The sequence below is a fragment of the Prevotella sp. P6B4 genome, assembly GCF_000619985.1.
Classification (GTDB): domain Bacteria; phylum Bacteroidota; class Bacteroidia; order Bacteroidales; family Bacteroidaceae; genus Prevotella.
In genome coordinates this window covers 19,864-31,817 of record NZ_JHVE01000026.1, presented here as the reverse complement: position 1 = coordinate 31,817, position 11,954 = coordinate 19,864, and the positions used below count along the sequence as shown (strand labels likewise).

The window sequence follows — 11,954 nt, the reverse complement described above, 5'->3', positions numbered from 1 at the left end:
GGATTTCGTACTGTAGAAATCCCATATTGACTCCCTTTTATTCCCATATTTCCTTTGCAGCCGAGATTTGAATATTTCAGTTCTTGGCCGTCTGTGGTTGTGGCAAAGCAGGTGGTCGTACCGCCAAAATCTTTTTATACATTATGCCAAAAGATTTCATTTTTAAGAAGGAGGCAGGTTCACAGAGATTACACGCAACTCGCCTTCTCAGAAGCATCAACGGAGATGCAATAACCTTTACTTTTGTAGAGCTGCCACCTAAGGCAGCGGTTAAGCACAACCCGAGGGTTTACGACGGTAAACACATTACAATTACCGTACGCAATGATGGAACTTACCGACCAAACTTCAAACCGATGCGTGAGGAAGATGTGCTAAACCTGGCACGATATACTCACGAGGTGTACGTTGAACTTTGCGAGGGATTGGCTGGCCTGATAGAGGAAGGCTGAACCTAACAGCAAATGGCTATGAAAAGTGTGACGGTTACAGTTGTGACAATTGGAAAATGAGGTTACAATATGCTTATAAATATATATAACTAATTGATATATAAGTAGTTATATAATAATACCACTAAAAATCGGGACCCCAAAAACCAAACTGTCACAATTGTAACTGTAACGCTTACACCACATTTTATTCATCTAAAAAGCTGATATTCAATGAAATACGAAATTAGTAAAGCGACTGCGCCCGCTATGCCGAACCTCGGCAAAGGCACAGAATGTATAAAACTACTGCTCTCGCAGGCCTCGAAGATGATGCACGAGCCATTTCTTCCGATGTTCTTCCCCGTACTTGGCGCACACATGAGCGGCACGGAATTCATGTATCCCGACAACAGTTGGAAGGAACCCTGCGGCATGATGGCCAATCTGGTGGCAAGAAGTAGCGATAACAAGGGCCAATTGTCACCTCTGATAGAGGCACTTTGCCGCGACTTCCGCCAGCACGACAAGGCTGAGGAGGACAAGTATAAGGAATGGCAGAGGCTCAATAAGACCGAGCCAAATAACAAGAAAAAGACAGCCGAGCCGATTCTGGCCTATTGGTTTCCGCCGACCGACACCACCAAACCGGCCTTTATCAAAAACGCCATTGCACTCGAGGAACAGGGCGGTCGAACGCAGTATTTCAACCTGCCTGAAGTGGAGATGGCCGACAAGTTGTGTGGCAGTCATAAGCAGGTGTCGCTGATGTTTCGCAACATCTACGACCGTGCCCGTGCCGGTGCCTTGCGCGCCACTGCCGACGGTATAACGGGCAACCCGCTCCTCCGTGCATGCATCACCATCTCGTCGAACACGGGATCAACCCGTAAGTTCTATCGGTTCGAACTGAACAACGGCACCTTCGGTCGAATGGTGTTCTCCTATAAGCCGCGAAGCATCCGCGATGGAAATATTCCCCTGCAGGGTAAGTATCCCAACGAGTTCTACCGCCAACTGGATGAGTATCTGATACGACTCGACATCTGCAAAGGCCGCTTCATCATCCATCCACTCAACAGGCTGATCAAACGATTGGCGCAGGATATGGCCACACTGGCCGACCTGACCGACGACGATCTGCTGTTCGAACTGTCGCACCGCTCGCTGGTATCAGCCTGGAAGGCTGGCTGCATCCTTTGGGTGCTCAACAACCAGACGTGGACCAAGGCAATGAGCGAACTCGTTGAGTGGCTGGTGTATCACGACCTTTGGAGCAAGATGCAGATATTTGCCGACATGCTAAAGGAGAACGACCATGGCGCCTCGGAGACCGCCAAAACCGGTCCCCAAAACATGCTCGACTTGCTGCCCGATACGTTTAACCAGGCCCAACTGGAGGCGCTACGCGTAAGCATGGACAAGTCGAAGGATGGCACCAAAGTCCAGATACGCCAATGGCTGCATCGCAAGTTCATCGAATACTGCGCCCAAACGGGCCTTTACACCAAGACCGAAGAGTATCTGAAAAAAGTAAAAATGTGAAAATGAATAAGACCGAACTACAGAAGCTCCGCGACCTGCCCATAGAGGCGGTCGCTGAGCGACTGGGACTCAGCGTGAAGCACCACAAGAGCCTCTGCCCGTTTCATGCCGACAGCCACCCCAGTATGTCGTATCGCGTTAAAACCAACACCTGCCGCTGCTTTGTGTGTATGACGCAATCGATAGGTCCCATCGATCTGGTGATGCGCCATCTGAACCTCGACTTCAAGGCTGCATGCCGATGGTTGGCCGATGAGCACAACATCATTCTTGAGGAATGGCAGCCTGCCACAGCGAACAAGGAGCCTCAGCCCTTCGATGCCAAGCGCTACGAGCGATTCTTTGAGCACCCCTGGCTCAACGAGCCGGCACGCCGGTTCCTGTTCCATGAGCGCAGGCTCGACCCCCGCGTGGTGCGCTGGTGCCGCCTCACCTCGTGGACCGACCGGCAGGGCACGCCATGGCTGCAGATACCTTATTATAATATAGAGGGCCAGCTGGTGGGCGTGCAGAACCGCAACCTGGTGCGTGGCGTCCAGCCCCGCTTCCGGTTTCCCCAGGGCGCCGAGTGCGGCATCTACAACCTGCCCGTGATCCAGCTGCTCAAACCCGGCGAGCGGCTCTTCATCACCGAGGGCGCCTCCGACTGCTGGGCCATGCTCTCGGCGGGCCACAAGGCCATCGCCATCCCATCGGCCACGCTGCTCACACAGAAGGACATCGAACAACTGGCGGCCATCAATGCCCAATGTTCAATGCTCAATGTCCAATGGGCTATGTATCCCGACAGCGACGAGCCTGGCGAGCGCCTCTACCTGCAGCTCAAGCAGGCGCTGCCCTCGCTGGTGCACCACCAGCTGCCCAAGGGGTGCAAGGACTTCAGCGACTATTACCTCATGAAGACTACCGTATGAAAGCCATGTATAAATCGGAACTGGCACGGCTGGCTGGCGTAAGCGCCAACACGTTTCGCCGATACCTGAACTCGCGCAGAGATGTGCTTGAAAAGATGGGCGTTTCGCCACGAGCCCAAACGCTTCCGCCACGAGCAGTCAGGTATGTGGTAGACGACTATTGTATCGATGTGCCAGATGAAATGCAATCATTTTAAAAAAGTTTTGCCGATGTCCACCAATGTCCACCAACGCGCTCCGCCGATGTCGTAACTTTGCATTGGATTTGAAAATCAGGCGCGAGCGCCTACATTTGCAGACTCCCCGAGCCAGCACGTGTACACTCCCGGGAACAACACGTGCAGACTCCCGAGGCAGCAAAAACGAGAAAAAAAAAGAGTATCTAACCCAGACTGCCCAAGCCCCGTTTTGCAGTCCCTCCCTCGGGAGGTTCAGGAGGGGGTTGACATTATGATTCAGATCAAAGCAAAGCAACAGAACGTATCGTTCGAAAAGAACGTGGAGAAGCTGGCATTCGTGCTCTCTGCCCACCTGTACAACACCCTCGACGCCAGCAAGGTCATCGAAGAGGCCGCCAAGCGCTCGGGCATCAGCGAGGGTGTGATCAAGGCCGCTTGGGACGCAGCAGGTGAGGTGATCCGCACCTGGGCCACCGAAGGCCACAACGTGCCCCTGCCCGGTCTGGGCTCTATGCGATTCGGCGTGCGCTCCAAGAGTGTGCAGAGCGTTGACGAGGTGAAGACCTCGCTCATCTCCGCACGTCGCGTCATCTTCACCCCATCCAAGGAGGTTAAGGACGAGCTGCAGGCCACCAAGATTGCCATCACCTGCTACGACAAGGACGGCAACATCGTGAAGCGCGTAACCAGCGCCGACACCAACGATGTGGAAGACCCCGAGCAGGAGAACCAGAACGGCGGCAACACCGGCGCTGGCGGCAACCAGAACGGCAACCAGAACGACAACCAAGGCGGCAACACCGGCGCTGGCGGCGGCGAGCCCAACCCCGACGGAAGCACGGAAGATTAGCGCTTAGGGGCGAAAGCCCCAGCGCTTTAAAGAAAGTTCAAAGCTTAAAGTTCAAAGCTTAAAGTTCAAAGTTCAAAGTAAATGTTAAATGTTATGAGTAAGAAAGAAAGTATCAAGTTTATCGTGCAGCTGATTGCATCAATCGCAACAGCCATCCTGACGGCACTGGGAGCCACCAGTTGCATGGGCCACGGACCTATCCCTATGTAAACAACCTGACGTTCACTAAGGGTAGCAAATAATCAGGAAACAAGAATCCCCTGCAGGTGTTTAAAGCCGGCAGGGGATTTATTTTTGTTTGTTATGAGGATTATCACTCCGACAGCATGGTCACCTCTATGCAGCGCTTAGCAGCCAGAATCTTCTGCGCCATACGCTGTACGTCGGCTGCGGTTACCGCGTTCACCAGCTTGCAGTAGTCGCGGTCGAAGTCGGCATCATCGTCCAGCTCGTGCCAGATAATGTAACTCCAGTAATCGTTGGTAATCGCCATCTGGGCATACTGCTTGGTGAGATACTCCTTCACCTTCTTCAGCGAGGTGGCGGCAGGACCGCGGTCGGCAATATGCTGCAGCTGCTGGTAGATGATAGGATTCAGCTCACCATAGCGACTGGGATCGGCGTTATAGGCTATCTTCAAGGTGGCATTAGGACGCTCCTCCTTATCCAGCTCGAAATCAACACTCACGCCATAGGTACCGCCCTTCTCCTCACGAACCGAGTCGGTATAGGCTATAGAGAGGCAACGCTTCAGGAAGTCGAGCTCAAGGTCGCTCTTGGGACTGAAATCCACATCGGCCGTCAGGTAGATGCTCACATTAGCCAATGGCGTTGCCATCTTCTTGGTGAACTTCACCACCTGCTGCCCATCCACTATCTGTGGCACGTTGGCAACAGCTGTTACCACCAGCGGTTTATATCCAATATAGGTAATCTTGAGATGTTGCGTAGAGTGTTGCGCATCCCCCCTTTTAGGTATCACAAAACGCCCCTCAGCATCAGTAACTGTCAAGGGTTTATGTTTGGTCTCATCCGAAATCGTAGCTCCAACTATCGCCTCATGGGTATCTTTATCTATTACTATTCCTTTCAGAAATCCCTGAGCCTTAGCAACTTGCAGTATCACTACTGCTATTATCATCAACAAAAATCTTTGCATCCAAATACATTATTTATTCCGTATGCAAAGTTACGCCAATAAAAAAAAGTGTGCAATACCAAAAAACGGGTATTTTTCAAAGCATAGATATATATAAAATCAAAAGAGGCGCGTTTCACAACGAACCTCTTTCTCAAAAATTACTTAAAAAACTAAATTAATCAACCATAAACCTTAACCATAAAAATCTGTTTCTGCTGCAAATATATAAAAAGTAGCTGAAACTTATGTCTATTTTCTGTTAAAAACTGTTCAAAATGCGTGAATTAGCGTATTTTACACAAAAATTAGCTATAATCAAACATTTTCAGTCTTAAATTTGATAAAGAATCCCGCTGAATCATCTTGAATCAGCGGGCCTTTCTTGCTTTGTCGAGGTGACAGGACTCGAACCTGCGACAGCCTGGTCCCAAACCAGGAACGCTACCAACTGCGCTACACCTCGTTTTTGCGGGTGCAAAGGTACGAAGATTTTTCGAAACAAAAGAAGATTAATGTTTAAAAGTGGTATTTGTTTGCATATTTTAACAAATAAATATCTCAAGACCTCCACCGCACAAAAAAAGCCTCCCGATTTGGGAGGCTAATTATTATTTGTCAGCTCGGCTTTGCCGCTTGGCATCGCCAAGATTTCCCGAGTATCAATTACTTGATTATACCCTGCTCTACGAAAATCTTCTTCAGAGCTACTACTGAGCGGTCAACCTGCTCCTTAGTGTGAGTAGCCATCAGAGCGTAGCGCACCAAGGTATCCTGAGGTGCACATGCAGGAGGTATTACGGGGTTGATAAACACACCAGCCTTGAATGCCAATGCGGTTACCAGGAATGTCTTATTTACATCGCGCACGTAAAGAGGTATAATCGGACTCTCTGTTTCACCAATCTCAAAGCCCTCCTCGCGGAAACGCTTCAGAGCATAGTTGGTAACATCCCACAAAGCCTGGATACGCTCGGGCTCCTGCTGGATGATGTGCAGCGCCTCGAGAGCAGCAGCTGTTGCTGCAGGAGTATTCGAAGCTGAGAAGATATAGGTACGACATGTATGACGCAGATAGTTGATGGTATCCCAATCAGCAGCGATGAAACCACCGATAGATGCCAACGACTTTGAGAAGGTACCCATGATGAGATCTACCTCATCTGTCAGTCCGAAGTGATCGCAAACACCACGTCCCTGCTTACCGAATACGCCGATACCGTGAGCCTCGTCAACCATGATAGAGCAGTTGTACTTGTGCTTCAGCTCAACGATAGCTGGCAGATTGGCCAAGTCGCCCTCCATAGAGAACACACCATCAACAACGATGAGCTTAACAGCATCCTGTGGCAACTTCTGAAGCACGCGCTCCAGGTCGGCCATATCATTGTGCTTATAGTGCAACTGACGGGCAAAAGCCAAACGGCGTCCATCAACGATAGAAGCGTGGTCACGATCATCGCAAATCACATAGTCATCCTTACCCAGCAGAGCGGGGATAACACCCTGGTTTACAGAGAAACCTGTTGAGAGGCAAAGACAGTCGTCCTTACCAATAAACTCTGAGATTTCCTTTTCTAGTTTAACGTGCAGGTCGAGCGTTCCATTCAGGAATCGGCTACCGGCACAACCTGAACCGTACTTATCCAAAGCAGCCTTGGCTGCATCAATAATACGCTGGTCGCCAGTAAGACCTGTATAGGCATTAGAGCCAAACATCAGCACCTTGTGGCCACCCATCTCAACTTCCGTTCCCTGCTTTCCTTCAATCTCGCGGAAATAAGGATATACGTCAGCCTCCATAAACTTCTGTGGCTCACGATAATGCTTGAATCTTTCTTGTAACTGTCCCATTCCGATATAGGTAATGTTCTACTAATTTTAAATTTCAGGGTGCAAAGATACACATTTTTCGGCAATTCGTGCAAATTTTTATCAATAAATAATTGATTTTACTACTTTTTGCTCCATTTTGCCCTCTTTTTTCACTCAAAATTCGTAAATTTGCACACGCTTATGACGAAAAAGAAGAAAATTACATTTATCCTGAACCCCAAATCGGGAACCCACTCCAAAGAAGAGATTCCCGCCATGATAGAACAGATACTTGACAAGGAGCTGTTCGACATAGAAATTTGCTTTACTGAATATCGCGGCCATGCTGCAGAAATAGCTAAACATAAAGTCGAAGAGAGTGTTGATATCGTTGTGGCTGTGGGTGGCGACGGCACCGTCAACGAGGTGGCACGCTCGCTGGTACACACAGATACAGCACTCGCCATCATCCCCTGCGGCAGCGGAAACGGACTGGCAAGGCACCTGTGCCTGCCCATGGACTTAAAAAAGGCTATTGGCGTCATCAATAGCTGTAAGGTTGATAAATTCGACTATGGCGTCATCAACGGTATGCCTTTCTTCTGCACCTGCGGCATGGGATTCGATGCCTTTATCTCGCTGAAGTTTGCCGAAGCAGGCAAACGCGGACCTATCACCTACGTGGAGAATGTACTGAAGGAAGGACTGAAATACAAGCCTGAAACCTACGAAGTGAGCGACGATACCGGCGCCAAGAAATATAAGGCATTCCTGATTGCCTGCGCCAACGCCTCGCAATACGGCAATAACGCCTATATTGCGCCAGGCGCCACCATGAAGGATGGCGAGATGGACGTGATTGTGATGGAACCGTTTACAGCACTCGATGCACCACAGATAGCTGCCGACCTGTTTATGAAGACCATGCACAACAATTCAAAAATCAAGACGTTCCGCACCAAAACGCTGCATATCACCCGTAAAGCGCCAGGTGCAATACACTACGATGGCGACCCCATTATGACCGACAAGGACATCGATGTGCACATTGAGCATCAGGGCATTAAGATTCTCATCAACCCCGACGCCACCGAGGACGCCGGCCAACCCAACCCACTACTGAATGCTTTCAGCGACTTTTTTAATAATATAAACAATGTACGCGAGGACATCGAGCGTCAAGGTCACCGCTTCCAGGTCATCAATAAGGTACTGTTACGCAAGCTCACAAAACTTTAATCCCGAAGGCTACCTATGCAGACTATTGCAGTAACTATAATTCTGATTGGAGCAATATGCTACGCTGGCTGGTGGGGTTACCAACGCTTTCAGAAAACCAAGAATCCATGCGAAGGATGCGACGGATGCCAACTGAAAGAGCTGAAAGAACACGCCAAGGAGTGCAAAAAACAGAAAAAAAGCACGTGCTGCACGAAAAAGTAGCTAAAAAATTTGGTGGTCTCAAAAAAACTCACTACCTTTGCACCCGCGTTTAAGAAAGCGCGCTGGCCATACCAATCATGGTGCCTTGGATGAGTGGCTTAGTCAACGGTCTGCAAAACCGTCTACGGCGGTTCGAATCCGCCAGGCACCTCACGAAAAACCTCCCAATTCGGGAGGTTTTTTTCATTTTCTACAGATCTTATTCTTCGGGACCGAAAATATCGCCTATCTCAGCAATCTCTTCCTCGTCGAACCAACGCGACAGCTTGCTCTTGGCCTGCTCCACAATCTCGGGATCGATACCAGTCCACACTTTCTTCAGCACATAAAGCAGTACTGCCAGATCGTCGGTCAAGCCTGCGATGGGAATGGCATCGGGAATCACATCAAGCGGACTGATCATATAGCCCAATGCACCAATGATGATAGCCTTATCGGCCTTGCTCACCTTGTCGCTCTGCAACGTGTAATAGAGGATCAGAGCGGCATAAACCAGTTTAGCACCTGCACGCTTTGCGATACGTGCAATCTTCTCTGCAAATTCCGACTGCGAAAACTTGTTCGCATAACTCATAAAATCGGGTAATTCCATAATTTTCACCTTTGGTTAAGTTATTTTTTTAAGTTACTTAATAATTCGTATAATTCTGATTCCTGTATGCGAGGGGTGCTTCTGCAGATACTGGTAGAGCGTCATAGGCTCAATCACCACTTTGTGATGCAGTTGCGATGCGTTGAGCAGATGCAACCCATCCTTACGCCACAAGGCAAACCCCAGATGAGCAATATCCAGGCCCGCCTTATTACAAGTAATCGCTATGATATCACCATCCTTAATCACCCGGCGGAGCAACTTATCATTGCCCACGGATTTCTTGGGGATGAATCGGTATTTTGCACCCGACACCCTACGCTCCATCTTACTGATAGCACTCACGAAATCAGGATGCTCACGTAATGCCTGATAGCTCTGGGGATGGGTACTCATATAATTGACATTGACATGCTGTACTGCCGTAAAAGGCGGATTAGGCGCTTGAATCTCGCTAACCACACCGGCACGGGTATTATCCGTGATCCACTCGGTAAAATAATGCAACCTGCTGGGATATTCCTTGATAACACCACCACGATAACGCAGATCAATGAGCGCATGCTGGTAAGCGAACCATGAGTAATCCTTATGCTGGGCACAAAGAGTCAGAGCGGTAACAGTCTCAACAAGCGTGGTACAGTCCAGCTGGCGGGTATTTATCACCAGTCGCTCATGCTTATCACCCTCAAGGGTAAAAGCAACATAGGGCACGCCCAGGAACTTCTTGGCAAAGAACAGCGGCAGACAGGTCGACGCCGGCTGCTTTTTCGCCTCAGCCAGAAGTCGGCAGATGGTAACACTATCCTGAGGCAGAGCTTTTACACGGCTCAGACCCGCAGCATGCGATACCAGGCAAACGCTTATACCTATTATTATATATAGAAATCGTTTCATGTCTTACGATATTTCTTTTTCAACATAAAGTTATAGCCTATATAGGCATTAAATGAGCCAAAGATGTTATTGGCTGTAAAGCGTGATGTGCGATAGTTATTTGACCGCAGGATGGCACTACAGCCGGCATACCAGCGAGTATTGTTATATACAACACCAAAGCGGCCTATTCCATCAAGATTCACTTTCTCCATACTGAACCCGGTTTTCTCATCAGCCACCTTGCCATAGCTCGACTTATAACATACAGCCAACTGTCCGCTGGCACAGAACAACCAGTTCTTGGCAAACACCCAGTTATAGGCATAGCCACCCGATATCATGAAATCGCTATATTTGATACCGCTGAACATCATACCACTATCAACCCGAAGTTCTTGCGCCCGTTCCATTCGCGACCTAAGGGTAGAAACCAGCTTATCGTAATCCATATCCAGGCTATTCTTGGTAAAGCCGATGCCAGCCATCCACGAACCGCAACTAATCTTCTGACAAGTGCTCTGACTGAAGGCTGCTGGATAAGAGAACCTACCGTGGTTAAAGATATAATAGGCGCTGGCACCTGTGATGCCCACATTGACACCATCGAAAGGTATGCCTTCAAACAAATCGCCATTAATACCATAACCCAGTCGCACGTCCCGGATCTTATAGTCGTTACCTGTACGACGATAGAAAATATCGATACCCACCTGCGACGAATAGATACTCAGATCGAACTCCTTGCGTAAGCCACTCTGACTAAACCCCAAATTGTGGATATCGAAAGTATAGCCTAAGAAGAACCAGCGCCAACCGAAGTACGGCCCGATCTTAGTGCGCCCGTCGGGAGCCAGCGTTATCTCCTGTCCGTTGCTGCCCAACACGAAGCTCTCATAGGTACGAGTAATCTGACCCATCACCGTAAACTCATAGTGCTGCGGTTCGATATACTCATCATTCAGACGGTCAAACCCACGCACGGTACGACGAATCAAACCCATCTGATTATCATTGTCGAGTGTATCAGTAGCCAACGTATCGGGCTCAGCAGCAATAGCACTCAGCCCAACCATTATCCACGACAACACCAACAACACAAACTTCATACACAATAGGAAATCAGAATTTGCCCAAGATACGATCCATCACCCAATTAACAGGTGTGGCCGACACGCTGGTACACTCACATACCCCCAAGCCCTGCAGATGCTCTATCACATTCTTAATGATAGGATATTGCACATAGGGCGGGTTAGGTACTGTGATACGCTCTTCACCCTGAGTAGTCTGTAGGCGAATAGGCGTATAATCGAACACCGAGAAACTTACCTGTCCTTCGGTGCCAATAATCTCAATACAGTCTTCGCGAGCCGACTCATGGGCCACATAGCACCACGACCCACTACCCGGCAAGCCATTCTCAAACTGGAAACAGGCGCTCACAGAATCCTCAGCCTTGTATAATCCGCCACGATTACTGCAAATACCTCGCGCCTCAAGGATAACCCCGAACAGGTCCTGAAGTATATCGAGCTGATGGGGGGCCATATCATAGAAATAACCACCACCCGCTATCTCGGGCTGCAAGCGCCAAGGCAAGGGCTCATGATTGGCGATAGCATCAAGGTCGGCCTGACGAGGCGGTTCTGTATAACGTATCTGCACATTGATAATCTTGCCAATCTGACCACTATTCACAATATCCTTTACTTTCTGGAAATAAGGCAGATAGCGACGATAGTAGGCAACAAAGCAAGGCACACCCGTTTGTTCGCTAATACGATTGATACGGGCGCAATCCTCATAACTGGCAGCCAAAGGTTTTTCTACGTAAACGGGTTTACCTGCCTTCATAGCCATAATAGCGTAGGTAGCATGACTTGAAGGCGGTGTAGCCACATAAATGGCATTCACATCAGGATCATCAATCATTTCCTGAGCATCGGTATACCACTTGGCGATTCCATGCTGAACAGCATAAGTACGCGCATGTTTCTCGGTGCGACTCATCACAGCCACCACACTCGAACCTTCAACCTCGCTGAATGCGGGACCGCTCTTCTTCTCGGTCACTTCGCCACAGCCTATGAAACCCCATCTTAATAACTTCATTATTAAAAATTTGGTGCAAAGATAAAAAAAATCTGTGAATTCCGTTTAATCCATGC

Annotated in this window: 14 protein-coding genes and 2 tRNA genes; 9 read left to right on the top strand and 7 right to left on the bottom strand. The window is 49.1% G+C overall.

Annotated elements, in window-relative coordinates; translation table 11 throughout:
* Positions 1 to 143: 143 nt before the first annotated feature.
* The 6 genes from T491_RS17955 to T491_RS17760 all read left to right on the top strand — a co-directional run bounded on the left by T491_RS17955 (position 144) and on the right by T491_RS17760 (position 4,129).
* Positions 144 to 452 (top strand): hypothetical protein, encoded by a 309-nt coding sequence (locus T491_RS17955; RefSeq protein ID WP_197018880.1) that lies wholly within the window; start codon positions 144 to 146, stop codon positions 450 to 452.
* Positions 453 to 665: 213 nt separating this feature from the next.
* Entirely contained in the window at positions 666 to 1,976 is a 1,311-nt protein-coding gene (locus T491_RS0114075; RefSeq protein ID WP_155950156.1) for a hypothetical protein, read from the top strand.
* Positions 1,889 to 2,890 carry a CHC2 zinc finger domain-containing protein gene (locus tag T491_RS0114070; RefSeq protein ID WP_081773400.1) on the top strand — a complete coding sequence of 334 codons (1,002 nt, stop codon included), beginning with the start codon at positions 1,889 to 1,891 and terminating at the stop codon, positions 2,888 to 2,890. The genes T491_RS0114075 and T491_RS0114070 overlap by 88 nt, the downstream gene beginning before the upstream one ends.
* Positions 2,887 to 3,087, top strand: a complete 201-nt coding sequence (locus T491_RS17765) for a hypothetical protein (protein WP_155950155.1) — start codon at positions 2,887 to 2,889, stop codon at positions 3,085 to 3,087. The genes T491_RS0114070 and T491_RS17765 overlap by 4 nt, the downstream gene beginning before the upstream one ends.
* 211 nt (positions 3,088 to 3,298) lie before the next feature.
* A complete protein-coding gene (locus T491_RS0114065; RefSeq protein WP_231480264.1) occupies positions 3,299 to 3,919 on the top strand; it encodes an HU family DNA-binding protein in 621 nt (206 codons plus the stop codon).
* A 93-nt stretch (positions 3,920 to 4,012) separates the two neighbouring features.
* A complete protein-coding gene (locus tag T491_RS17760; protein ID WP_155950154.1) occupies positions 4,013 to 4,129 on the top strand; it encodes a smalltalk protein in 117 nt (38 codons plus the stop codon).
* A 103-nt stretch (positions 4,130 to 4,232) separates the two neighbouring features.
* Here the strand turns inward: T491_RS17760 and T491_RS0114060 are convergent, their stop codons facing one another.
* The 3 genes from T491_RS0114060 to T491_RS0114050 form a co-directional block, all read right to left on the bottom strand.
* A complete protein-coding gene (locus tag T491_RS0114060) occupies positions 4,233 to 5,060 on the bottom strand; it encodes a carboxypeptidase-like regulatory domain-containing protein (protein ID WP_028904446.1) in 828 nt (275 codons plus the stop codon).
* 390 nt (positions 5,061 to 5,450) lie between these two features.
* Positions 5,451 to 5,523, bottom strand: a tRNA-Pro gene (locus tag T491_RS0114055).
* 200 nt (positions 5,524 to 5,723) lie between these two features.
* Entirely contained in the window at positions 5,724 to 6,911 is a 1,188-nt protein-coding gene (locus T491_RS0114050) for an aminotransferase class I/II-fold pyridoxal phosphate-dependent enzyme (protein ID WP_028904445.1), read from the bottom strand.
* A gap of 162 nt (positions 6,912 to 7,073) precedes the next feature.
* Between T491_RS0114050 and T491_RS0114045 the strand changes: the two genes are divergently transcribed.
* The 3 genes from T491_RS0114045 (at position 7,074) to T491_RS0114035 (ending at position 8,466) form a co-directional block, all read left to right on the top strand.
* Complete coding sequence (locus tag T491_RS0114045; protein ID WP_028904444.1) at positions 7,074 to 8,111, top strand: diacylglycerol kinase family protein; 1,038 nt, start codon at positions 7,074 to 7,076, stop codon at positions 8,109 to 8,111.
* A 56-nt stretch (positions 8,112 to 8,167) separates the two neighbouring features.
* Positions 8,168 to 8,368 carry a hypothetical protein gene (locus tag T491_RS0114040; RefSeq protein ID WP_028904443.1) on the top strand — a complete coding sequence of 67 codons (201 nt, stop codon included), beginning with the start codon at positions 8,168 to 8,170 and terminating at the stop codon, positions 8,366 to 8,368.
* Between the two features lie 26 nt (positions 8,369 to 8,394).
* Positions 8,395 to 8,466, top strand: a tRNA-Cys gene (locus T491_RS0114035).
* Between the two features lie 48 nt (positions 8,467 to 8,514).
* On the opposite strand, the gene T491_RS0114030 is transcribed toward T491_RS0114035, so the two are convergent.
* From T491_RS0114030 to T491_RS0114015, 4 genes are read right to left on the bottom strand one after another with little or no spacing between them, the layout of a single operon-like run.
* Positions 8,515 to 8,907 (bottom strand): YkvA family protein, encoded by a 393-nt coding sequence (locus T491_RS0114030; protein ID WP_028904442.1) that lies wholly within the window; start codon positions 8,905 to 8,907, stop codon positions 8,515 to 8,517.
* 33 nt (positions 8,908 to 8,940) lie between these two features.
* Positions 8,941 to 9,804 carry an N-acetylmuramoyl-L-alanine amidase-like domain-containing protein gene (locus T491_RS0114025; protein ID WP_028904441.1) on the bottom strand — a complete coding sequence of 288 codons (864 nt, stop codon included), beginning with the start codon at positions 9,802 to 9,804 and terminating at the stop codon, positions 8,941 to 8,943.
* Positions 9,801 to 10,892 carry a DUF4421 domain-containing protein gene (locus tag T491_RS0114020; RefSeq protein WP_036916169.1) on the bottom strand — a complete coding sequence of 364 codons (1,092 nt, stop codon included), beginning with the start codon at positions 10,890 to 10,892 and terminating at the stop codon, positions 9,801 to 9,803. Before T491_RS0114020 ends, T491_RS0114025 begins: the two co-directional genes overlap by 4 nt.
* 13 nt (positions 10,893 to 10,905) lie before the next feature.
* Positions 10,906 to 11,898 carry a Gfo/Idh/MocA family protein gene (locus T491_RS0114015; RefSeq protein WP_028904439.1) on the bottom strand — a complete coding sequence of 331 codons (993 nt, stop codon included), beginning with the start codon at positions 11,896 to 11,898 and terminating at the stop codon, positions 10,906 to 10,908.
* Between the last annotated feature and the right edge of the window lie 56 nt (positions 11,899 to 11,954).